Raw genomic sequence first — 23,704 nt, forward strand, 5'->3', positions numbered from 1 at the left:
AGACAATGACCGGTCACAGGCGAATCAGGTCCTGAATCAGCATACGGAGTAAAAATGGGTCAGGAAAAGCTATATATAGAAAAAGAGTTAAGCTGGTTGTCCTTTAACGAACGCGTATTACAGGAGGCGGCAGACAAAACGAATCCGCTGATTGAGCGCATGCGTTTCCTGGGAATTTACTCCAATAACCTCGAAGAATTTTATAAAGTCCGCTTCGCCGATTTAAAACGCCGCATCATTATCGGAGAAGAACAGGGCACCTCCTCTCCCCCACGCCATCTGCTAAAAAAAATTCAGGCGCGGGTGTTGAAGGCTGACCAGGAGTTTGACGGACTTTATAACGATCTTCTGCTGGAGATGGCACGCAATCAGATCTTTTTGATCAACGAGCGCCAGCTTTCGCCAAACCAGCAAAGCTGGCTACGGCACTATTTCAAGCATGAACTTCGCCAGCATATTACGCCCATTCTGATTAACCACGACACCGACCTGATCGAATTTCTGAAGGATGATTACACCTATCTGGCGGTCGAGATCATTCGCGGCGAAGAGATAAACTATGCGCTGCTCGAAATCCCGTCGGATAAAGTGCCGCGCTTCGTTAATCTGCCACCGGAAACACCGCGCCGCCGTAAGCCGATGATCTTACTTGATAACATCCTGCGTTACTGCCTGGGCGATATCTTCCGCGGCTTCTTTGACTATGACGCCCTGAACGCCTATTCGATGAAGATGACGCGCGATGCGGAGTACGATCTGGTTACGGAGATGGAGTCGAGCCTGCTTGAACTGATGTCGTCCAGCCTGAAGCAGCGCCTGACGGCAGAGCCGGTACGCTTCGTCTACCAGCGCGACATGCCGGATGCGATGGTGGAGATGCTGCGTAAGAAACTGAATATCTCCAACTACGACTCTATCGTGCCCGGCGGCCGCTACCATAATTTTAAGGACTTCATCAGCTTTCCGAACGTGGGCAAGGCGAACCTGGTGAACAAACCGCTGCCCCAGCTGCGCCATATCTGGTTCGATCGCTTTCGCAACGGCTTTGATGCCATCCGTAACCGCGACGTGCTGCTCTACTATCCTTACCACACGTTTGAGCACGTTCTGGAACTGCTGCGTCAGGCTTCCTTCGACCCCGCCGTGCTGGCCATCAAGATCAATATTTACCGCGTAGCCAAGAACTCCCGCATTATCGATGCGATGATCCATGCGGCCTATAACGGTAAAAAAGTGACCGTGGTGGTGGAGCTGCAGGCGCGTTTTGATGAAGAGGCGAACATTCACTGGGCGAAGCGGCTGACCGAAGCGGGCGTCCACGTCATTTTCTCGGCGCCGGGCCTGAAGATCCACGCCAAGCTGTTTCTGATATCGCGCCGTGAGAACGGGGAAGTGGCGCGCTACGCCCATATCGGCACCGGGAACTTTAACGAAAAAACCGCCCGCATCTATACCGACTATTCCCTGCTGACCGCCGATGCGCGCATCACCAATGAAGTCCGCCGCGTGTTTAACTTCATTGAAAACCCCTATCGTCCGGTCAGCTTCGAACACCTGATGGTGTCGCCGCAGAACTCACGCCAGATGCTTTATCAGTTTATTGATAATGAGATCGCTAACGCGCAGAACGGGATCCCGGCGGCGATCACGCTTAAGATCAATAATCTGGTGGATAAGGGGCTGGTCGATCGTCTCTATACCGCCTCAAGCGTGGGCGTGAAGGTGAATCTGCTGGTGCGCGGCATGTGCTCGCTTATCCCCAATCTGGAAGGCATCAGCGACAATATTCGCGTCATCAGCATTGTGGATCGCTATCTTGAGCACGATCGCGTCTATATTTTTGAGAACGGCGGCGATAAAAAAGTGTTCCTCTCCTCCGCCGACTGGATGACGCGCAATATTGATTATCGTATCGAAGTGGCGGTCTCCATCCTTGACCCAATTCTGAAACAGCGCGTGCTGGATATTATTGCCATCCTCTTAAGTGATACGCTTAAGGCCCGCTTCGTAGACAAAGAGCTGAGTAACCGGTATGTTCCGCGCGGCAATCGCCGCAAGGTGCGCGCGCAGCTGGCTATTTACGATTACATTAAAACGCTGGAACAACCTGATTAACTCACTATGCCAATAACCCAGAAAAATACGCCCAAACCGCAGGAGTTCGCGGCAATCGATTTAGGCTCGAACAGTTTTCATATGGTGATTGCCCGCGTGGTGGACGGTGCCATGCAGGTACTAGGCAGGTTAAAGCAGCGGGTCCATCTGGCCGACGGCCTGGATCATAATAACGTGCTGGGCGAGGACGCGATCCAGCGCGGACTGAGCTGTCTGGCGCTTTTTGCCGAGCGTTTGCAGGGGTTCAGCCCGGCGAACGTCACCATTGTGGGCACCCACACCCTGCGCCAGGCGGTGAACGCCGAGGATTTTCTGCGCCGGGCGGCCGATGTGATCCCTTACCCGATTGAGGTCATTTCCGGTCATGAGGAAGCGCGCCTGATCTTTATGGGCGTGGCGCATACCCAGCCGGAAAAAGGGCGCAAGCTGGTTATCGACATCGGCGGCGGCTCGACCGAGCTGGTGATCGGTGAAGACTTCGATCCTAAGCTGGTCGAAAGCCGGCGTATGGGCTGCGTCAGCTTTGGCAATATCTATTTCCCGGCGGGCGTCATCAGTAAAGAGAATTTCCGGCGGGCGCGCCTTGCGGCGACCCAGAAGCTGGAAACGCTCGCCTGGCAGTACCGCCTCCAGGGCTGGCAGTACGCGCTTGGCGCCTCAGGCACCATCAAGGCCGCCTGCGAAGTGCTGCTGGCGATGGGCGAAAAAGAGAAGCTGATCACCCCGGAGCGGCTGGAAAAGCTTTACGACGAGACGATCCGCTTTAAATCCTTTGACTCGCTCAGCCTGCCGGGGCTTTCTGAGGAGCGGAAAGCAGTCTTTGTGCCGGGCCTGGCGATCCTCTGCGGCGTCTTTGACGCGCTCGCCATTCGCGAACTGCGTCTTTCCGATGGCGCACTGCGGGAAGGCGTGCTCTATGAGATGGAGGGCCGCTTCCGTCATCAGGATATCCGCAGCCGCACCGCACAGAGCCTGGCGAATCACTACGCCATCGACAGCGATCAGGCAAAGCGCGTTCTCGACACCACCGAGCAGCTCTATCTTCAGTGGCGGGACCAGAACCCAAAGCAGGCGAATCCTCAGCTCGCTGCCCTGCTGAAATGGGCCGCTATGCTGCATGAGGTGGGCTTAACCATTAACCACAGCGGCCTTCAGCGGCACTCATCCTATATCCTGCAAAACACCAATATGCCGGGTTTTAATCAGGATCAACAAACGCTGCTCGCGACGCTGGTACGTTATCACCGCAAGGGCGTGAAGACCGATGATATGCCGCGCCTGACGCTGTTCAAGAAAAAACAGTTTCTGCCGCTTATCTTTCTTCTCCGGCTGGGCGCGCTGCTGAATAATCAGCGCCAGGCGACTTCCCGTCCCGAGACGCTGAAGCTGGAAACCGATGACGGCCACTGGACGCTCACTTTTCCGCAGGATTATTTCAGCCAGAACACGCTGGTTCAGCTCGATCTTGAGCGCGAACAGGGCTACTGGAAAGAGGTAACCGGCTGGCAGCTGATGATTCAGGAAGAACCTAACGGATAACTATGACCGCTTTATTACCCGATAACTACTACACCGAAAAGTATCAGCTTACCGCCACGCACTCCGAAGTGGTTGAGGCGGTTTCGCTGATCCCACCTGGGCGGGCGCTCGATTTAGGCTGCGGTAACGGACGGAACTCGCTCTACCTCAACCTGAAAGGCTTTGACGTGACGGCGTGGGATCTGAATCCCGCCAGCCTGGCGCGGCTGGATCAGATTGTGGCGGATGAAAATCTGCCCCGGATCCAGACGGCGCAGAAGGATCTCAATACGCTGCGCTTTAACGGCGCCTGGGATTTTGTGCTCTCCACGGTAGTGATGATGTTTCTGCATCCGGAAACCATCCCGCAGCTGATAGCCGATATGCAGGCAAGTACGGTAAGAGGCGGGTATAACCTGATTGTCGCGGCGATGGACACTGAGGATTACCCCTGCGATCAGGGCTTTCCCTTTGCCTTTAAGTCCGGTGAACTGAGTGATTACTATCGTAAATGGCATATCATTAAATACAACGAGCACGTCGGACAGCTGCATCGCACCGACGAGCATGGCAACCGCATCCCTCTGCGCTTTGCCACGCTGCTGGCGCAGAAAGAGCAGATCAAAGCCTAGCTGACCGTGGAGGAGGCCCCGGCCTCCTTTTCCTTCAGCGTCACCAGCTCGCCAGGCGTGCAGGGTTTACTGATGTGGAATCCCTGCAGGTAATCCACGCCGAGTTGCCGTAAAAGCGTCTCCGCTTCGCTTGTCTCCACGCTTTTGGCGATGACCTGCATCCGCTTAAGCCGGGCGATCACACAGATCGATTCGATAATCTGGTAATCCAGGCTGTTACTGAGCATATTGCGGACAAACTCCCCGTCTATTTTCAGCATATCGACCTGGAGCGCTTTCAGCCGGGTATAGCTGGCGTGGCCGCTGCCGAAATCATCAATCGCGACCCGACAGCCAAGCTTGCGCAGCTGGACGATCGCGCTACTTCCCCAGCGGGAGTCTGTCAGCAGGGGAGATTCTTCAACCTCAATGATAAGCTGCCAGGGTTCAATATTGTACGCCTGCAGATACTCTTCTATCTCCCTGACCAGCTGCGGGCGACAGAGGCTGGCGGCAAACAGATTAATGGCGATCCTGATACCCGGCAGCGTTTCACGATGGCGATCGATAAAGGCCAGGCTATGCTGGATCACCCAGCGGTCAAGCTCCCAGGTCAGCCCGAATTCGTTGACGATGGGAATAAAACCCTCGGGTTTAATCAGGACGCCATCGCTGTCTACCATACGCAGCAGAATTTCATAATAAACGTCTCCGCGAATGCCGCGGATTTCCTGCGTCATCAGCTGGAAGCCATCGTGGCGCAATGCGCTCTGGATCTCATTCAGCAGCGCAATCTTCTCACTGATGCGTCGCTGCACCAGCCTTGGGCTCTTCTGCTGCAGACTCTCCACCTGCCCGCTTCTGAGCGCGTACTCAGCCATGGCGCTCAGCTCGCCGAGCAGCTCATGCAGATGATTAAGCGGAGGCCGTACGCTACAGTAACTCATTCCGACCGCCGGATGGATCGGCAGCCCGTCCCAGGTCAGATGGTAATCTTTGAGCCGGGCCGCTATTTTTTCGATCCTCGCCAGGTGCCCTTCGTAATCCAGCCTTATCACTACATCAATGCCCGGCAGCTGATAGACCTTCTCTCCCGGTAAAAGATCGGGCATCAGATGCCCCGCCAGGCTGCGCTCATACTGAATGCGCATTTGCAGACCATAGGTTCTGCTGAGGCGGTCAAGATCGGGAATGCTCAGAAAGCAGAGCGTGGACTGGGCAGCGCACGCCAGATCCTGATTCAGGGCGCGAAGGTTGGGCAAGCCCATCACCGGATCGATTAGCGCTACCCTTTTCGCTTTGCTGAGGGCATAACGCTGGCGCGTGCTGACAGCCGCCATCAGTAAAATTGTCAGGGTGAATACCAGCAGGTTTGCTGACATAACGGCCAGATGATAGGGATCGGTTACCGGACTGAGAAAGCGATCGCGTAGCTGATAAAGCAGCAGAAGCAGCAGCGCCCAGCTGACTGAGGTAAAAAGATAGCCGAAACGCAGGGCGGACCAGAGCATAAGCGGCAGCAGCAGCGGCAAACCATAATCCGTCGCCAGCAGGTTTTCCTCCCGGTCATCAAACTGAAGCAGCAGGCCCAGTAAAAAAATGACCAGACAGCCCCACACGATAAATTCATGTAGCCTGACGTCAGGCGCAAGCTGCCTTCTCATCCGGGCATAAAGTAGCCGGGAGAATGTGGGGTTACGCAGGCAGCGGATCACAAAATAGCAGAGCTGAATCATGGTCAGGCAGGAGAGCAGCACGGCCTGATAGTTGAGCAGCATAGAGAGTGAGAAAGCATTGCGGAAAAATATCGAGTGGCTGAGCGGCAGCAGACCTACGGCAGCCATCAGCTGCAAAAAGAGCGTCAGCAGGGTCGGGATCAAAAAAGCCAGCCAGAAAAGGCGAGCCGGCATCAGTTTCAGTTCACCGTCATCCGCGCACCAGCGGCGCCCCATCTGCATTTTGTATCCGCCCCAGCAGATGAACAAAACAAGCAGATAGATACCCACAATCACCGCCGCCGCCCCCGGCGGATAGCGATGGAAGTAGTAACCGAGCAGCGCCACCAGAATCCCCGGAAAGGCGCGCCAGTCATAAATAAGCAGCATCGCGACCATCATCGCCAGCGGCAGATAGATCAGGTATACGTAACCTTCAGGCATCCAGAGCCGGACGGAAAGCAGGATGGAGAAGGCATCATGGCGAGAGGCAGGAAGAGAGGAAGCCCCCATGTGCTCTTGCTAAAGCGTTTAAGCCAGGCGGTGATTTTCATGTGATCCGATGGTAAATTGCGTTCCTGAAGCGGGCCTCGGGCAGGTCGGTTAACCGTTTTTGCGCCATAGTATGCATAATTGCGCGTCCAGAATTGATCTGGAACAAAGATCCTGACGCTTTTACGCTTAACAGGAAGACCGCTTAGAGAAATGTGAGGGTTTACCTGTCAGACTACAGATTCACCGCCTCATTTTCGCTTAAGCCGCCAATACCGTTGACCTTACCCCGCGGCTGTGCGTAAATTGCGCTACTGCCTACGGGCTTACCTCAGGAACACCGCGTGAACAGCGCTATGCCACTCTTTAAACGTAAAAAAACCAGCCAGATGACCCGTATCGTTCTGCTCGTCAGCTTCATTATCCTGGCTGCCCGCTTAATCTTTGTTGTCCCCGGCGCGATTGAACATCATCAGCAAAAAAAACAGGACGCCCCCGTACCGGCCGCCGTCACCAGGTAGTACCCTCTGCCGGTTTCCCCGCGTAACATTGCCTGAAAAATTGTGACTTAATCGCCACTTATGCCCGTTTTAAGCAATACTTATTGCTCAGCCCGTTTTTTGTCAGGCCCAAGGGAATTTTTATGTCTGTCGCTTTATCTCATGCTCAGCAACTGTCTGAAATCCGTAACCGTATCCTCAATCTTCTGCTGAACGATAATGACCTCGTCGATATCTTGCTTAAACGCCCGCTCAAAGAATCGGCAGCCGAGGCGAGCGCGCATGAAGAGCAGGCGGAAGAGATCAGACAATATATTCCGCTGCTTCACGCCGCCGACCTTGCGGACTTACTTGAAGCGCTGCCCGAAGATGAACGTCTGGCGCTGTGGCAACTGATTAGCACCGAACGCCGCGGGATGGTGCTGGTTGAGGCCTCGGAGAGCGTCTGGGAAAGCCTGATAGAGGAGATGAGCGATCGCGATCTGCTGCGGGCCATCGCCCCGCTGGATATTGACGATCAGGTCTATCTTGCCAAATACCTTTCACGTGATTTAACCGGTCGCCTGCTGACCTCGCTCGATCCGGCGCAGCGTTCGCGCGTGCTGGAAACCGTCCATTTTGACCGCGACCGCGTTGGCCGCATCATGGACTTCAAGCTGATCACCGTGCGGGCAGACGTGACCCTCGCGGCCGTACAACGGTTTCTGCAACGGAAAAAATCGATCCCCGACGGCACCGATAAGCTTTTTATCACCGATAAAAAAAACAGGCTGCTGGGCGAACTGCCGCTGACCGCCATCCTCCTCAATAAGCCTGATACGCCCGTCATGAAAGTGATGAACCCGCATCCTACTACCTTTCTGATTGATGATAAGGCCGAAGATGCGGCTGGGGCGTTTGAGCGTTATAACCTGATCTCCGCTGCGGTTATTGATGCAAAGGGGAAGCTGATGGGGCGCGTCACTATCGAAGATGTGATGGATCTGGTTAACGAAGTCAACGACAGCAATATCCGTAAGATGGGTGGCGTTAACCCCGATGAGGATGTCTTCGCGCCGGTCAGAAAAGCCGTGCGTACCCGCTGGACCTGGCTTGCCCTTAACCTCTGTACCGCCTTTGTCGCCTCCAGGGTCATCGGCCTGTTTGAAGACACCATTTCACAGTTGGTCGCGCTGGCCACGCTGATGCCTATTGTGGCGGGGATTGGCGGCAATACCGGCAATCAGACCATCACGATGATCGTCAGGGCGCTGGCGCTGCACCAGGTGGAGCCGGGTAATTTCAAATTTCTGATCGGTCGTGAACTGGGCGTGGCGTTAATCAACGGGCTCTTCTGGGGAGGGATAATGGGCGGCGTTACCTGGGCGATGTACGGCAATATCAACCTGGGCGGCGTAATGATGCTGGCGATGGTGCTCAATCTTCTACTGGCTGCGCTGATGGGCGTCCTGATCCCGCTTTTCATGATCAAAATGAAGCGCGATCCCGCGGTCGGCTCCAGCGTGCTGATCACCGCACTGACGGATACCGGCGGCTTCTTCATCTTTTTAGGCCTGGCGACGATTTTCCTGCTGCACTGATAACGTCCGGCGCAGCGCGGGGATTGTATAGCGCCAGCTTCTGACAACAGGACGCCGCCTGCCGGGCAGCGTCCTCGCGCTTTCTGTAGAAAATAAAAAAGGGAATAATGATGATCTCTCGCTGGCAATGGCTGCTGGGTCAAACTTTCAGGAAACTCTGGTTCCGGGCTGCGCTTTTCGCCATCGCCGCGGTGATTACAGCGCTGGTGTCGATTGTCTTTAAATCGATGATCCCTCTCTCCGTCTCCATAAAGATCGGCGCTGAAACCGTTGACCACATTCTTAATATACTCGCATCCAGTATGCTGGCCGTCACGACCTTTTCCCTGAGCATCATGGTTTCGGCTTACGGTTCTGCCACCACCAACGTCACGCCGCGCGCCACCCGTCTGGTTGTGGAGGATGTAACGACTCAGAACGTGCTCGCCACCTTTATCGGCTCTTTCCTCTTCAGCCTTGTCGGCATTATCGCGCTTAACATGGGGGCTTATGGCAGCCAGGGGCGGGTGATCTTATTTGCCGTGACCCTGGTGGTGATCGCGCTGATCGTGATTACGCTGTTACGCTGGATACAGCATCTCACGTCGCTTGGCAGGGTGGGCGAGACGACCGCTACCGTGGAAAATGCGGCGATAAAAACGTTTATCACCCGTGCGCAGGACCCCTTTCTCGGAGGCTACCCCTGGCTTGAGCATGGCACCCAGCCTGCCGGCACCAAAGCTATCTATCCTGAGAAAACCGGCTACGTCGAACACATTGATATCGGCAGCCTGGCGGCTTCGCTCGCGGACAGCCCTGAGCACATTTACCTTGTCGCCCAGCCCGGCAGCTTTATGCATTCGTCCCTGCCGGCGATGTATGTGACCGGGAACGCAACGCCTGAACTCTGCCAGCAGTTACTCTCCGCATACAGCATCGCCGATGCCCGTTCATTCAGTCAGGACCCCAGATTCTGCTTATGCGTAATGGCTGAAATCGCCTGCCGAGCACTTTCTCCGGCAGTGAACGATCCCGGCACCGCCATTGATGTGATTGGCCGTGCCGTGAGGATATTGTCAGAGTATGGGCGTCATCTGGAGCAGAAAACCGACGTGCGCTACCCAATGATTCATATTGCGCCTCTCTGTACCAGCAGCCTGTTTGATGATTTCTTCTCGCCCGTAGCGCGAGACGGTGCCGCTATGCGGGAAGTACAGATCAGGGTAGTTAAATCGCTGGCGATGCTCGCCCGGGGCTGGCCAGATCTCTACCTCAAGACGGCCACGGCACACGCGGAAGAAGCGCTGCAATACATTGAGCGGGAGAACTATATTGATTCGGATAAGAAACTTATCAGTGAAATCTACGGCAACCTCTTTCCCGTAGTGAAAGTGGATGCCGCCATCCAGCAAACCGGTTAAGCCGGGTTCTTCCCCAGCCGCATACCGCTAATAGATAACGCGCCAGCCTGCGCTTTTGGCGCTTCTACACCGTTCAGCCAGAGCGTTGCTGCACTGGCTGACGGCATATTCAGTTTCCCCGCCACCCCACCATTCATAAAGCCACACACCGCGAAATATTGTTCAAATTTTCTGAGTTAGTTAAGCAAATAGATCACCTTTTAATCAATCATGTTCAGGCCTATTATCTAACACATCAAGGCAGAACGCCTTACAACTACGCAAACTTACTCAGGAAATGACCATGAAAACCATCAAAACTTTCGTTGCAGTTGCTACCCTTTCACTGATCTCTTTCGGCAGCTTCGCCCAGAGCGTTACCGCTTCCGCTTCCACTCTGGAAGCTGCCGAAGCGCAGATCGCCGAGCAGGCTACGCAGGCAGGCGCATCGTACAAAATCACCGGTGCCCGCGTTGATAACCGTGCCTACGTTTCTGCTGAACTGACTAAATAAGCCAGGCGTTTACGCTAAGCTCTGAGGCTGCCCTGTGGCAGCCTTTTTTATTGCTTACGGTACGCAAGAAACACCGCACCGATAACCCCAGGCTTCTACTGATCGTGTTAGAGTTAATTCTCTTTTATAACAGGAGGATGGATTAATGATCGTCAGAACATGGCACGGCTGCGTTCCACTAAAACATGCGGAAGGCTTTGCCAGCCACCTGCAAAAGACGGGTGTCGAACACGCCCTGAGTACGCCAGGCAATCAGGGCGCTTTTGTTCGCAGGGAGACGCAGGATGAATGGGAACATTTCTTTCTGGCAACCTACTGGGAAGACCTGACCGCAGTTAAAGCGTTTGCCGGGGAGCAGTACCAGGTTGCCGTCACCTGGCCTGATGACGGTCAGTTTGAACTGCTTTCCGATCCTTATGTTTTTCAGCACGTTGTTGAGTCCGTGTCAGCGCTGTAAACCTTCACAGGTCGCAAACTGAGGGCGGCCTTTTTTGCATACTTTAGTATGTTGTAACTATATGGATTATTAGCTTCTTCACGCCGTTAACCACAGCCGTTTGCCAACCACTATTTCTATCAGCAGCCCAGGAAACGGCCTGACGGAACAGACAGCTGTCCCGCTCTTATTTACCAGCACATCCGGGCTTGCCAGATAACCTTGTCACCGGGTGCGATGAGATGCATTATCAGGATAAAGAGAAAACGGCTTATGCCACTGAAAAGGAGTGATTTGATGCAGGTGAAAATTCGCGGCGCAGAGCCTTCTGATGCCGAACATTACCAGCGTATTTACAGTCAAAGCCAGGTGCAGGCAAACACCTTACAGCTCCCCTACCCTTCACTTGAATACTGGAAAGAGAAACTTTCTGCCTGCGGCCAACAGGGCAAGCTGCGTTTTGTGGCGCTGGTTGACGGTATCGTTGCCGGCGAACTGACAATTTATACCCAGCAGAATGCCCGGATAAGTCATGTGGTCAGCTTCGGCATCGGCGTTGATTCCACTTTTGCCGGGAAAGGTGTTGGTTCAGCGCTGATGAAATTTGGACTCACTTACGCCTTCGACTGGCTGGCCGTAAGAAAAATCGAACTGGAAGTCTTCCATGATAATGAAGTCGCCATTGGTCTTTATAAGAAGTTCGGTTTCCGCGAGGAGGGCTTAAAGAGAGGTGCCGCCTTCAGAAATGGCCGGTATGAGGACGTTCTGCTGATGGCTAAAGATTCGCCGCATATTTAAGTGAGCGCCATCAGCGTGACAGGACTGATGCACATTTGCCCGGAATGTTGATTAAACGCTTCGCGCACTATCTGGGGCTTATTTTTGATTGTATAGAGACAAATATTGGTATCCAGCATGTACTTGATCATCAGAACGCTTCCCTGTCCAGTTCACCGGGTTGTTCACGCGACGCCATAAAATCAGTCGTCACACCCTCACCATCAAACCAGCTATCCCAGCTTTCACCCGCCGGGGTAATAATACGCGTCCGTCCCACCGCGACAATATCGACATATTTGACATCTTCCGGTAAAGCCACCGCTTTTGGCAGGCGTACTGCCTGACTCCGGTTACTTTTAAAGACCGTCGTTTTTTCCACTATCGTCTTCTTTAACAAAGTTTAGTTGGGTTACCGACCTGATTCAGCATGGGATATGTCTGTGGGATATAGAAGATAATGACACCCGGAAATTGACTTAATAATGCAACGACACCAGTGTGCGTTGACAGGGGTCCCGCCGACCGCCGTAGTTAGCCAGGCCCATCACACCGACGGCACCGTACCGCCGTCGATAACATATTCTGTTCCCGTTAGCGCGGCAGCCCGGTCCGATGCGATGAAGGCAATGAGGCTGGCGACTTCCGCTGGCTGTACCGGACGTCCTGTTGGAATACCGCCCAGCTCCGCCATAATCAGCTTCTTACCTCCCTCGTAGTCGGTCCCTGCCTGGGCGGCCAGGCATCCGGCATAATGCATCGCTGCTTCAGTCTCGATCCATCCCGGCGACACGCGCATCACCCGCACACTCTGGGGAGTAATCTCTTTCGACAGCGACTTGCTGTCGGTGAAAAGCGCCGGTGAGCGCCTCAAATCCCTCTACCGGCGCACCAGAGCCGCAAGGCATATGGATAATGATGTCCATGCCGCCCAGTCGCTCACGTGTAGTCTGAATAACAGTTTCACAGCCCTCTACTGTCGTAAGATCGGCCGCCACAAAGAGTTCTTCGGGCAAATTTTCTGGACGGGAGCGCGCCGTGGTGAGGATCTGTGCGCCAGGCTCACGGCACAGTTCAACGGTCGCGGCGCCAGCCCCTTTCGTTCCTGAAGTGATGAGGGCGCGCTTGCCTTTTAACGTCAGAAATTCGCTGATCACTTGATCTCCAGTAGAACGATCTTGTCGTTTTTGACGGTGAAAATGAAATTAATCAAGGCGGGACTGTTTGGGAAGTTACCGCTGACTTTCGCCCGGACAGATACGCGCTCACCCGCTTCCGTCACCTCAATGGGTTCCGCGACAGGACAATATTTTTCCCTGGCTGCCGCCCACCAACTGCGGATCCTGACAACGCCATCATACCGGCCGCCTTCATCCCGGACCACGGCGTCAGCGGCAAACAGCGCAGTCAACGTATCGGGGTCATCTCTGCTGTCGGCGTCGAAGTAAGCTCTCACAATTTCGGGCATCTTCATCTTGCTGCTCCTCGTTATCGTTGCGTTCAGATTAAAGATAGAACTCCACAATTGTCCAAACAAGAGGGATAATCGGGGATGCCTTAATGCATGGATCAGGATAATGAAACGCGCCAGCCTTAACGAACTGGAAGCTGTCATCGCCATCGCCCGGCGAGGGACTTTTCGTGCCGCAGCAATTGACCTCGGGCTCTCCACCACCGCGCTCAGCCATACTATCGGGAAGCTTGAAGCGGGCCTTGGCGTCCGCCTTTTCAATCGCACGACGCGCAGCGTGTCGTTAACCGAGGCTGGCAAACTTTTCGTGGAACATGTTGGGCCTGCGCTACAAAACATTCACGGTGCGCTGGATACGGTACGTTCACAGCGCGAGACGCCTTCGGGAACAATACGGATCAATGTCCCGCCATTTGCAGCACGAGAAATCCTCTCGCCGCTCATATTCGAATTTCTGCGCCGCTATCCTGATATGCAGGTTGATCTCGTTACCAACGGACGCCTGGTCGATATCGTCGCGGAGGGGTTTGATCTTGGTGTGCGCGTTGCAAGCCTCGTCCCTAACGATATGATCGCCGTCTCGCTCAGCCGTACGCAGCGATACGCCATCGTCGGGTCGCCGGGCTATTTCCGGGACAATGAGAAGCCCGGCACCCCATTTGAGCTTCTGAACCACCGTTGCATCCGTATCCGGTTGCCGGATGGATCACTTTTCCGGTGGCGTTTTGAGAAGGAGGGAGAGGCCATTCCGATCGACGTTTGCGGTCCGTTACTCCTTGATGAGGCAAGCCTGGCGCGGGCTGCGGTAATAGAGGGTATTGGTATCGGCTTCTTCATGGAGCAGGACGTTCTCGCCGACATTGAGGCAGGTGCGCTGATTCGGGTGCTGGAGGAGTGGACGACGCCTTTTGCTGGAGTCTGCCTCTACTATGCTGGTCGCCGTAATCTCTCCGCCGGATTAAGGGCTTTTCTCGACCTGGCGCGCGAGTTAGCGGCTGAATCTTTCCGCGGCTGAACTCAGCAAGGATCGAATAAAGTTACAACGCATCAGGGATATGTGTTGATTTGATATCAGGCAGGAATTGCATAACCAAAGGGTTATTGGAAATTTTCATGGCACGCTGGGTGCGTGCCATGAAAAATGATTAGGGAAGAAATAAACCCATTGAGATTTAAAGCAAACTCAAGGGTTTAAAATCATTCCCACTCAATCGTCGCCGGTGGCTTACCGGAGATGTCATACACCACGCGGGAAATGCCGTCGATTTCATTGATGATGCGGTTAGAGACGCGGCCCAGGAACTCATAAGGCAGGTGCGCCCAGTGCGCGGTCATAAAGTCGATGGTTTCAACCGCGCGCAGCGAGACGACCCAGTCATATTTACGGCCATCGCCCATTACGCCGACGGAACGAACCGGCAGGAACACGGTAAATGCCTGGCTGACTTTGTTGTAGAGATCGGCTTTGTGCAGCTCTTCAATAAAGATCGCATCGGCACGGCGCAGCAGGTCGCAGTACTCTTTCTTCACTTCGCCCAGCACGCGCACGCCCAGACCCGGACCAGGGAACGGATGGCGATAAAGCATATCGTAAGGCAGACCCAGCTCCAGGCCGATTTTACGTACTTCATCCTTGAACAGCTCTTTCAGCGGCTCAACCAGACCCAGCTTCATCTCTTTAGGCAGGCCGCCCACGTTGTGGTGGGACTTAATGACGTGCGCTTTACCGGTCGCAGACGCGGCGGATTCGATCACGTCAGGGTAAATCGTGCCCTGCGCCAGCCAGGAGACGTCGGTCAGACGGGTCGCCTGCTCGTCAAACACTTCCACGAAAACGCGGCCAATGGTTTTACGCTTCGCTTCCGGCTCGTCGATACCGGCCAGCGCATCCAGGAAACGGTCTTCCGCCGCCACGTGGACAATGTTCAGGCCAAAGTGGTCGCCGAACATATCCAGCACCTGTTCAGCTTCATTCAGACGCAGCAGCCCGTTATCGACAAAAACGCAGGTCAGGCGGTCGCCAATGGCGCGGTGCAGCAGCATCGCGGTGACGGAAGAGTCTACGCCGCCGGAAAGGCCAAGGATGACCTTATCGTTACCAACCTGCTCGCGCAGACGCTCAACGGCATCTTCGATGATTTTGGCAGGAGTCCACAGCGCTTCGCACTGGCAGATATCGCGGATAAAGCGCTCCAGAAGACGCAGGCCCTGGCGGGTATGCGTTACTTCCGGGTGGAACTGGACGCCGTAAAAACGCTTCTCTTCGTTAGCCATAATGGCGAACGGGCAGGTTTCGGTGCTGGCAACGGTCACGAAGTCAGACGGGATTGCCGTGACCTTATCGCCGTGGCTCATCCAGACATCCAGCAGCGGTTTGCCTGACGCACTGAGGGAGTCTTCAATGCCGCGGGTCAGCGCGCTCTCCACACCTACTTCGACCTGAGCATAGCCAAACTCACGCTCGTTTGAGCCATTCACCTTGCCGCCCAGCTGAAGCGCCATGGTCTGCATACCGTAGCAGACGCCCAGTACGGGAACGCCAGCGGTGAAGACATATTCAGGGGCACGCGGGCTGTTCAGCTCAGTGGTGCTTTCCGGACCGCCGGAAAGAATAATGCCGTTCGGGTTGAACTGGCGGATCTGTTCTTCGGTAACGTCCCAGGCCCAGAGTTCACAGTAGACGCCCAGTTCGCGCACGCGACGTGCCACCAGCTGGGTATATTGAGATCCGAAATCGAGAATCAGAATGCGGTGCTTATGGATATTTTCCGTCGTCATTGAGGGGTTTCCAGAACGGTGACTTAATAAAAGCGCCCGGCTGAAGCCGGGCGGGAAATCTTACGGGATTACGATCCCATGCGGTAGTTCGGTGACTCTTTGGTGATGGTCACATCGTGCACGTGGCTCTCATTGATGCCGGCACCGCTGATGCGGACAAATTCCGCTTTGGTACGCAGGTCATCAATGGTCGGGCAGCCGGTCAGGCCCATACAGGAGCGCAGTCCCCCCATCTGCTGGTGCACGATCTCTTTCAGGCGGCCCTTATAGGCGACGCGGCCTTCGATCCCTTCCGGCACCAGTTTGTCGGCCGCGTTATCGGTCTGGAAGTAACGGTCAGATGAGCCTTTAGACATCGCACCCAGTGAACCCATGCCACGGTAGGATTTGAAAGAGCGGCCCTGATAGAGTTCGATTTCGCCCGGAGATTCTTCGGTACCGGCCAGCATTGAACCGACCATTACGCAGGAGGCGCCAGCCGCAATCGCTTTCGCGATGTCGCCGGAGAAACGAATGCCGCCGTCGGCAATAACAGGAATGCCGGTGCCTTCCAGCGCGGCCACCGCGTCAGAAACGGCGGTGATCTGTGGAACGCCAACGCCGGTGACGATACGCGTGGTACAGATGGAGCCTGGGCCGATACCCACTTTCACCGCGCTAACGCCCGCTTCTACCAGCGCCAGTGCGCCTGCGCCGGTCGCCACGTTGCCGCCGACGATTTCAAGGTCCGGATATTTAGCACGGGTTTCGCGAATGCGTGTCAGCACGCCCTCGGAGTGGCCGTGAGAAGAGTCAATCAGCAGAACGTCAACGCCCGCCGCAACCAGTGCGTCAACGCGCTCTTCGTTGCCCGCACCGGCACCGACGGCAGCACCCACGCGCAGGCGGCCATGTGCATCCTTACAGGCGTTAGGTTTACGTTCGGCTTTCTGGAAATCTTTCACGGTGATCATGCCAAGCAGGTGGAAGCTGTCATCCACCACCAGCGCTTTTTCCACGCGCTTTTCATGCATTTTTTGCAGAACGACTTCCCGTGCTTCGCCTTCGCGGACGGTGACCAGGCGCTCTTTCGGCGTCATCACCGCCGTCACCGGCAGGCTCATATCGGTCACAAAGCGCACGTCACGGCCGGTGATGATCCCCACCAGCTCGTTGTCGTCGTTCACTACCGGGTAGCCGGCAAAGCCGTTACGCTCGGTCAGCGCTTTGACGTCGCTCAGCGCCGTGGTCGGCAGAACGGTCTGTGGATCGGTGACCACGCCGCTTTCATGTTTTTTAACTCTGCGCACTTCTTCCGCCTGGCGCTCAACGGACATATTTTTATGGATAAAGCCAAGGCCGCCTTCCTGCGCCAGCGCAATAGCGAGGCCCGCTTCGGTCACGGTATCCATAGCGGCGGAGAGCATGGGGATGTTCAGACGGATGTTTTTGGTAAGCTGGGTGCTGAGGTCGGCCGTGTTGGGCAATACAGTCGAATGAGCGGGAACGAGCAGAACGTCGTCAAATGTCAGGGCTTCTTTAGCGATTCTTAGCATGGCAATATCTCAACCTCAGGGTGAATGAGAACTTGTAAAATATTGCCGCGGCATTATACAGGGCGTAATCGATTGCCTCCAGCATTATTTATGAAAAACTCTTGATCCCCTGCATGAGGCATGTAGTATCGGATGATTAACCTCCTGATTTAAAGTTTGATCTTCATCACATGTCGCTACCGCCGTCCGCCAATATTTTTACCGTCAGCCGTCTCAATACCACAGTGCGTAAGCTGCTGGAGATGGAGATGGGTCAGGTCTGGCTGAGTGCCGAGATCTCAAACTTTTCCCAGCCCTCCTCCGGGCACTGGTACTTCACCCTGAAAGACGATGAGGCGCAGGTCCGTTGTGCGATGTTTCGCAACAGCAACCGGCGGGTCACCTTCCGGCCGCAAAACGGCCAGCAGATTCTGGTCAGGGCGACCATTACCCTGTACGAACCGCGCGGTGATTATCAGTTAATTGCCGAAAGCATGCAGCCCGCAGGTGAAGGCCTGTTGCAACAGCAGTTCGAGCAGCTCAAACAGAAGCTGGCGGCGGAAGGCTTGTTTGAACAGCAGCATAAACAGCCGCTGCCCGATCCCGCGCACCAGGTTGGCGTTATCACCTCCTCCACCGGCGCGGCATTGCATGATGTCCTGCGCGTGCTGCATCGCCGCGATCCCTCGCTGCCCGTCGTTATCTATCCCACGCCTGTTCAGGGTGCGGAGGCGCCAGCGAGCATCGTGCGGGCGATAGAAGTGGCCAACCGACGCGGTGAGTGTGATGTGCTGATTGTTGGACGCGGCGGTGGCTCCCTTGAAGATTTGTGGAGCTTTAACGATGAGCGCGTGGCGCGCGCCATTTACGCCAGCCGCATTCCCATCGTCAGCGCCGTGGGCCATGAGACGGATGTGACCATCGCCGATTTCGTCGCCGATCTTCGTGCGCCGACGCCTTCTGCCGCAGCGGAGCTGGTCAGCCGGAATCAGATTGAGCTGCTGCGCCAGCTACAAAGCCAGCAGCAAAGGCTGGAAATGGCAATGGACTATTTTCTTGCGCAGAAAAACCGCCAGTTTTCCCGTCTGCACCATCAGCTTCAGCAGCAGCACCCGCAGCTGCGTCTGGCACGCCAGCAGACCGCGCTGATGAGGCTACAGCGCCGCCTGGACGATGTGATGCAAATCCACCTGCGCCAGGCGGACCGTCGCTTAGATCAGGTTACACAGCGCCTGAGCGCCTTCCAGCCGCAGAACCGCATTCATCGCCTCCAGCAGCAGTTCCAGCAGTGGCAGTATCGTCTTCAGCAGGCGGTGCAGCAGCAGCTTAACGGCGATAAGCAGCGTTTCGCCACGCTTGCTGCGCAGCTTGAAGGCGTCAGTCCGCTGGCGACGCTGGCGCGCGGTTTCAGCGTGACAACCTCCTCTGAGGGAGAGGTGATTAAGCAGACCCGCCAGCTACAGCCGGGCGATCTGCTGAAGACCCGGCTGGATGACGGCTGGGTGGAAAGCGAAGTCACCGCCATCACGCCACAAAAGAAACCCCGCAAAAGCAAAAAAGCCTCCTGACCTCAGAAGGCCACGCCAGAAAGTCCCGACTTGCGCGCGTGGTCACCGCACCTCTATTTCCTGGCGACTATACTTTTCAGACACACACTGTCGACCAAGGAGCCAGGTATGCACTATGGCGTTATTCCTCCCTATATTCTGCGTAAAATCATCGATAACGGTTCAGATCGGCAACAGAGTTATGCACGTCATACCCTGATGCACGTTCAAACGCTGATGGCTGAAAACTTCCCCCGTCCCGACGGCGCGCAGACCAGTAAAGCTGGCACGGTTGAGCGGGAGATCTACGATGCGGAACAGACGCAGAATCTGCCCGGCAAGCTGGTGCGCAGCGAAGGTCAGCCGGGCAATGACGATCCCGCTACCGGCGAGGCCTATGATTATCTGGGCGTCACCTATGACTTCTTCTGGCAGGCCTACCAGCGCAACTCGCTGGATAATCAGGGGCTGACGCTGAAGGGCACTGTACATTACGGCAAGGATTATCAGAACGCCTTCTGGAACGGACAGCAAATGGTGTTCGGCGACGGTGACGGTGAAATTTTTAACCGCTTCACTATCGCGCTGGACATTATCGCCCACGAGCTGGCGCACGGCGTGACGGAAACCGAAGCGGGACTGATCTATTTCGAACAGGCGGGCGCGCTGAACGAATCCCTCTCTGACGTCTTCGGCTCGCTGGTGAAACAGTTTCACCTCAAGCAGACGGCAGATCGGGCAGACTGGATTATCGGTGAAGGACTGCTGGCGGAAGGCATTAACGGGAAAGGGTTACGCTCTATGTCTGCGCCGGGTACGGCCTATGACGATCCACTGCTGGGCAAAGACCCACAGCCTGCCGATATGCAGGGCTATATTCAGACCCGCGACGACAATGGCGGCGTCCACCTCAATTCCGGCATTCCTAACCGGGCATTTTATCTGGCCGCTCAGGCGCTCGGCGGTTATGCGTGGGAGCAGGCGGGTTACGCCTGGTATGATGCGCTTTGTGACCGTGCCCTGCCCCAAAACGCCGACTTTAAAACCTTCGCCCAGTTCACGGTGCGTCACGGGCAGCAGCGCTTTGACAAGTCGGTCGGCCAGGCTATTGAAGACGCCTGGAAAGAGGTTGGCGTGTCATGAAAAACAGGCTTCCTGAACTGAGCGATGATGCCGTCATCGATATGGCACGGGAAGGCGGCTTCGCGTATATCCCTAAACTGTCCGGGCCGCGCCGTATTGCACTGGCGCAGCTAAGCCCACCTCAGCGTGAGCATGTCTGTAGCGTGCTTCGCCAGGCGCTGCCGCTTGGCGAGCCGCCGGGTGAAGAAAACCCTGCCGGACGTGGCGACCAGCGCTATTTCCGCATTGAGATCAGCTACGCCACCTCGCATCACGCAGGCAGTATTGTCCTGCTGATACCAGAAGATTTAGCGCCGCCGGAACTGCTACAGCTCTGGCAGGAGGGGCAATAGCGCTCCCCCACCAGCAAAATTTTCAAATGATGATATTACTTCTTATCGGCCAGACGCTCCGTCCTCGCCAAAAAAAATCCCCCGCCATAAATGACGGGGGATTTTATTACTGCATCAGGTTAGCGTATTACTTATCCAGCGCGAACGCGATCACATAATCACCACGATCCGGCGACTGACGTGCACCGCCCGCTGAAATCACGATGTACTGTTTACCCGTTTTCGGCGACTTGTAGCTCATTGGGCCGCCCTGGCTGCCGACCGGCAGACGCGCTTTCCAGACTTCTTTACCCGTTGAGGTATCAAAGGCGCGCAGATAGTAGTCCTGCGTTCCGGCGATAAAGACCAGACCGCCCTGCGTGGCAAGCGTGCCGCCCAATGTCGGCATACCTACCGGCATCTGTGCATGCATCTTGATGCCAAATGGTCCGGTGTCCTGCACGGTGCCTACCGGAACCTGCCAGACCAGCTTCTGCGTTTTCATATCAATTGCAGAGAGCGTGCCAAACGGCGGCTTCTGGCAAGGGATGCCCAGCGGCGACATAAAGCGGTTTTTATTCACCGCATAAGGTGTTCCCTTAAGTGGTACGGCGCCCATGCCGGTGTTGATCGCTTCACCGCCGTTGCTGCCGCGTGAAATAGCGTCGGTGTTTGCCGGGATCATCTCTACCCACAGACCAAGACGCATATCGTTGACGAAGATATAGTTATTGTTCGGATCGGTAGAGAGGCTGCCCCAGTTCATTCCTCCCAGCGAGCCCGGGAAGCTGAGCGCCCTGTCGGTGCCCGGCACGGTATAAAGACCGTCATAACGCATCGATTTAAAGGCGATGCGACAGGCCAGCTGATCGAACGGCGTAGCGCCCCACATATCTGATTCGGTCAGGGTCTGGGCACCGATCTGCGGCATACCTACTGATTTCGGCTGCGTTGCAGAGTATTGCTCGCCCGGAATGTTGCCTCTTTTAACAGGGACTTCTTTCACTTCCGTCAGCGGCTTACCGGTCAGGCGATCGAGGACATAGATCTGCCCCGCTTTCGTCCCGATGACCACGGCTGGCGTGGTGGAGCCGTCTTTCTGAGGAAAGTCGATCAGGCTTGGCTGCATCGGCAGGTCAAAGTCCCACAGATCGTTATGCACGGTCTGGTAGACCCACTTCTCGTGGCCCGTCGTGGCATCCACCGCCAGGATGGAGGCACCATATTTATGATCCAGTGGCTTACGGTCCGCGCCCCACAGGTCTACTGATGAACTTCCCATCGGGATAAACACAGTATTCATTGCGGGATCGTAGGACATTGGCGCCCAGGAGTTCGGCGTACTGCGGGCATAGTGCTGACCATCCTGCAATTTAGCATTCGGGTCTTCGTTACCGCTATCGAACGCCCAGCGCATTTCACCGGTCATTACGTCAAAACCACGGATAACCCCACCCGGCATATCGGTCTGGACGTTATCCGCTACGCGACCACCGACCACCACGGTAGTGCCCGCCAGCGTAGGTGCGGAAGTCAGCTGATACTTAGGATCCTGAGCATCGCCAAGGCCTTTTTTCAGATCGACTTCGCCATTGTTGCCAAAGTTCTGGCACAGTTCGCCATTATCAGCGTTAACCGCAATCAGCCGCGCATCAATGGTGTTCATCAGAAGACGGCGCTGGCAGGTATCACCCGCTGCTAAAGAAACCGGCGAGACGGGCGTGGAGCCAGGCACGCTCGGTTGCGTCAAAGGTTTGGTGGCATCAAAGTAAGCGAGCCCGCGGCAGCGGTTCCAGACTTCGGCCTGCGCGTTGACTTCGTGCTTCCAGATCTCTTTGCCGGTATCCGCGTTGACCGCAATAATGTTGTTGTGCGGCGTGCAGAGATAGAGAACGTCACCAATCTGCAACGGCGTTTGCTGATCTTCAGCACCGTTGCCGGTGGGGCTTTCAGGAATATCCCCCGTACGGTAGGTCCAGGCAACCTTCAGATCTTTTACGTTATCGCGCGTAATCTGGTCCAGCGCGACGAAGCGGCTGCCGCCCGGCGTATTGCCATAGTTATCCCAGTTTTTTTGCTCGGCCGCTTTATCAACCGGCTTCAGCGGCAGCTCAGTACCGTTCGTTACCGGTGAATGGGGCTGGAACATCTGCACAAGAGTCACCACCATGCCGGCAGCCACAACAGCGGCAGTCGCAAAGGCGGGTTTAGCGCCAGAGGTTTTCCCTTCATGCTTACGCAGCGCAGGCAACGTCAGCACCACCACCACCAGCAGGCCGGCCAGCGTCATCAGACGTGAAACCAGCGGCCAGAAATCCAGGCCAACCTCCGCAAGGGCCCAGATGGCCGAGCCGACAAACACCGCGGCGAAAAGGAGGACGGCAGAGGATTTGCGACGGAATAGCTGGATAGCGGACAGGACGGTGACAATCCCGGCAATAACGAAATACCAGCTACCGCCCAGCGAAACCAGTTTCCCGCCGCCAATCACAAAGTAAAGGCCGGTTGCCAGCAGCACCAGCCCCAGCGCAACGCACCACAGGCCCAGCCATTTAGAGGACCGGGCATTCATTTGAGACATGGTAAAAATACTCCTGAACTAAATAGAGCTTTAGCACAATATTCATTTCCGATCCCTGTCCGTCACGCATAAAGCGGCGTAAAGCAAAATGAATATTATTCTTCAGTCACTTATTTTCATTAACAAATCATTACGGGTCAGTTCCCGTCCATTGTTCGCTGAAGCCGCTGTAGTCGCCCTTCCGAGGGGGCTGCAGCTTACAATCAACGCCAAAATTGTACCATACGGTACATATTTTAATATACATAAACTTAACAAACCTGAGGTGTCGCTTTAGTAATCCGTGTTAATTCAGGCAGGTGAACGCAACGGGATTAACGGTTTTACAAGGTACAACGGATAGCATCAGCGCCATGATGCGCAAAGAAAGCAGCCGGACATAGCTGATGAGAATAGCGATATAGCGGAGAAATGGGAGATCATGCAAAATGCCGCCTTACGCGGCTCTGTTCAGGAAGGCGCTAAAGTGTTTCAACCAGCGGGACAAATTCTACGCGTTGTTTAGAGATCAGCCCGTGGCCGTTCGTGCAGAAATAATCCACGGCGCCGCAGGCTTTAAGAACCTGCACCGGCTGACGGCAATCGGGGCAAACGGCCTGCATGCCAAAGCTGCGCTGGCACCCTTCGCAATGGAAACGATCCTCACCGGCAATCAACACATGCTGGCATTCGGGGCAATGCTCATTCATAGCGCTCTCCTGTGTCTTCTGTCGATCAGTATA

20 protein-coding genes and 2 pseudogenes are annotated in these 23,704 nt (G+C 55.4%); 13 read left to right on the top strand and 9 right to left on the bottom strand.

Annotated features, from left to right (window positions below; genetic code table 11):
• Positions 1-54: 54 nt before the first annotated feature.
• Genes ppk1 through tehB form a run of 3 tightly spaced genes read left to right on the top strand, consistent with a single transcriptional unit; the run spans position 55 to position 4,265 of the window.
• Positions 55-2,115 (top strand): polyphosphate kinase 1, encoded by a 2,061-nt coding sequence (gene ppk1 / locus AAH446_RS14985; RefSeq protein WP_342907485.1) that lies wholly within the window; start codon positions 55-57, stop codon positions 2,113-2,115.
• Positions 2,116-2,121: 6 nt separating this feature from the next.
• Positions 2,122-3,654 (top strand): exopolyphosphatase, encoded by a 1,533-nt coding sequence (gene ppx / locus AAH446_RS14990; protein WP_342907486.1) that lies wholly within the window; start codon positions 2,122-2,124, stop codon positions 3,652-3,654.
• Positions 3,655-3,656: 2 nt separating this feature from the next.
• The gene (gene tehB, locus AAH446_RS14995; protein WP_342907487.1) at positions 3,657-4,265 is read left to right on the top strand and encodes a tellurite resistance methyltransferase TehB; all 609 of its coding nucleotides are present in this window, start codon (positions 3,657-3,659) and stop codon (positions 4,263-4,265) included.
• Here the strand turns inward: tehB and AAH446_RS15000 are convergent.
• Entirely contained in the window at positions 4,262-6,472 is a 2,211-nt protein-coding gene (locus AAH446_RS15000; RefSeq protein WP_342907488.1) for a sensor domain-containing phosphodiesterase, read from the bottom strand. The genes tehB and AAH446_RS15000 overlap by 4 nt on opposite strands.
• A 323-nt stretch (positions 6,473-6,795) precedes the next feature.
• On the opposite strand from AAH446_RS15000, the gene AAH446_RS15005 reads away from it, so the two are divergent.
• The 6 genes from AAH446_RS15005 (at position 6,796) to AAH446_RS15030 (ending at position 11,658) form a co-directional block, all read left to right on the top strand.
• Positions 6,796-6,972: a YfgG family protein gene (locus tag AAH446_RS15005; protein WP_342907489.1), complete on the top strand. Its 177-nt coding sequence runs from the start codon at positions 6,796-6,798 to the stop codon at positions 6,970-6,972.
• 122 nt (positions 6,973-7,094) lie between these two features.
• Entirely contained in the window at positions 7,095-8,531 is a 1,437-nt protein-coding gene (gene mgtE, locus AAH446_RS15010; protein WP_342907490.1) for a magnesium transporter, read from the top strand.
• 110 nt (positions 8,532-8,641) lie between these two features.
• Complete coding sequence (locus tag AAH446_RS15015) at positions 8,642-9,931, top strand: DUF2254 domain-containing protein (RefSeq protein WP_342907619.1); 1,290 nt, start codon at positions 8,642-8,644, stop codon at positions 9,929-9,931.
• 283 nt (positions 9,932-10,214) lie between these two features.
• Positions 10,215-10,424, top strand: coding sequence for a YdgH/BhsA/McbA-like domain containing protein (locus AAH446_RS15020; protein ID WP_342907491.1), 210 nt, complete (start codon positions 10,215-10,217; stop codon positions 10,422-10,424).
• 145 nt (positions 10,425-10,569) lie between these two features.
• Entirely contained in the window at positions 10,570-10,881 is a 312-nt protein-coding gene (locus AAH446_RS15025; RefSeq protein WP_342907492.1) for a hypothetical protein, read from the top strand.
• Positions 10,882-11,157: 276 nt separating this feature from the next.
• Positions 11,158-11,658, top strand: coding sequence for a GNAT family N-acetyltransferase (locus tag AAH446_RS15030; RefSeq protein ID WP_342907493.1), 501 nt, complete (start codon positions 11,158-11,160; stop codon positions 11,656-11,658).
• Positions 11,659-11,660: 2 nt separating this feature from the next.
• Here AAH446_RS15030 and AAH446_RS15035 read toward each other — a convergent pair.
• From AAH446_RS15035 to AAH446_RS15050, 4 genes and pseudogenes are all read right to left on the bottom strand, one after another.
• Positions 11,661-11,789 (bottom strand): annotated as a pseudogene (locus tag AAH446_RS15035) (VapC toxin family PIN domain ribonuclease); the annotation flags it as partial.
• Entirely contained in the window at positions 11,789-12,019 is a 231-nt protein-coding gene (gene vapB / locus AAH446_RS15040) for a type II toxin-antitoxin system VapB family antitoxin (RefSeq protein ID WP_342907494.1), read from the bottom strand. The pseudogene AAH446_RS15035 and the gene vapB, both read right to left, overlap by 1 nt.
• 165 nt (positions 12,020-12,184) lie before the next feature.
• Positions 12,185-12,791 (bottom strand): annotated as a pseudogene (locus AAH446_RS15045) (SDR family oxidoreductase).
• Complete coding sequence (locus tag AAH446_RS15050) at positions 12,791-13,111, bottom strand: nuclear transport factor 2 family protein (RefSeq protein WP_342907495.1); 321 nt, start codon at positions 13,109-13,111, stop codon at positions 12,791-12,793. The pseudogene AAH446_RS15045 and the gene AAH446_RS15050 overlap by 1 nt, the downstream one beginning before the upstream one ends.
• Positions 13,112-13,214: 103 nt before the next feature.
• Here AAH446_RS15050 and AAH446_RS15055 point away from each other — a divergent pair, with 103 nt between their 5' ends.
• Positions 13,215-14,123, top strand: a complete 909-nt coding sequence (locus AAH446_RS15055) for a LysR substrate-binding domain-containing protein (RefSeq protein WP_342907496.1) — start codon at positions 13,215-13,217, stop codon at positions 14,121-14,123.
• A gap of 182 nt (positions 14,124-14,305) precedes the next feature.
• On the opposite strand, the gene guaA is transcribed toward AAH446_RS15055, so the two are convergent.
• The gene (guaA, locus tag AAH446_RS15060; protein WP_342907497.1) at positions 14,306-15,886 is read right to left on the bottom strand and encodes a glutamine-hydrolyzing GMP synthase; all 1,581 of its coding nucleotides are present in this window, start codon (positions 15,884-15,886) and stop codon (positions 14,306-14,308) included.
• A 68-nt stretch (positions 15,887-15,954) separates the two neighbouring features.
• Entirely contained in the window at positions 15,955-17,421 is a 1,467-nt protein-coding gene (gene guaB / locus AAH446_RS15065) for an IMP dehydrogenase (protein WP_342907498.1), read from the bottom strand.
• Between the two features lie 170 nt (positions 17,422-17,591).
• Between guaB and xseA the strand changes: the two genes are divergently transcribed.
• From xseA to AAH446_RS15080, 3 genes are all read left to right on the top strand, one after another.
• Positions 17,592-18,968, top strand: coding sequence for an exodeoxyribonuclease VII large subunit (xseA, locus tag AAH446_RS15070; protein WP_342907499.1), 1,377 nt, complete (start codon positions 17,592-17,594; stop codon positions 18,966-18,968).
• Between the two features lie 108 nt (positions 18,969-19,076).
• Positions 19,077-20,090 carry a M4 family metallopeptidase gene (locus tag AAH446_RS15075; protein ID WP_342907500.1) on the top strand — a complete coding sequence of 338 codons (1,014 nt, stop codon included), beginning with the start codon at positions 19,077-19,079 and terminating at the stop codon, positions 20,088-20,090.
• Complete coding sequence (locus AAH446_RS15080; protein ID WP_342907501.1) at positions 20,087-20,422, top strand: protealysin inhibitor emfourin; 336 nt, start codon at positions 20,087-20,089, stop codon at positions 20,420-20,422. Before AAH446_RS15075 ends, AAH446_RS15080 begins: the two co-directional genes overlap by 4 nt.
• A gap of 127 nt (positions 20,423-20,549) precedes the next feature.
• Here AAH446_RS15080 and AAH446_RS15085 read toward each other — a convergent pair whose 3' ends face one another.
• Entirely contained in the window at positions 20,550-22,982 is a 2,433-nt protein-coding gene (locus AAH446_RS15085; RefSeq protein ID WP_342907502.1) for a glucose/quinate/shikimate family membrane-bound PQQ-dependent dehydrogenase, read from the bottom strand.
• 461 nt (positions 22,983-23,443) lie between these two features.
• The gene (locus AAH446_RS15090; protein ID WP_342907503.1) at positions 23,444-23,671 is read right to left on the bottom strand and encodes a zinc ribbon domain-containing protein; all 228 of its coding nucleotides are present in this window, start codon (positions 23,669-23,671) and stop codon (positions 23,444-23,446) included.
• Between the last annotated feature and the right edge of the window lie 33 nt (positions 23,672-23,704).

This window comes from Erwinia psychrophila (assembly GCF_039023475.1).
In the GTDB taxonomy this organism is placed as follows: Bacteria; Pseudomonadota; Gammaproteobacteria; order Enterobacterales; family Enterobacteriaceae; genus Erwinia.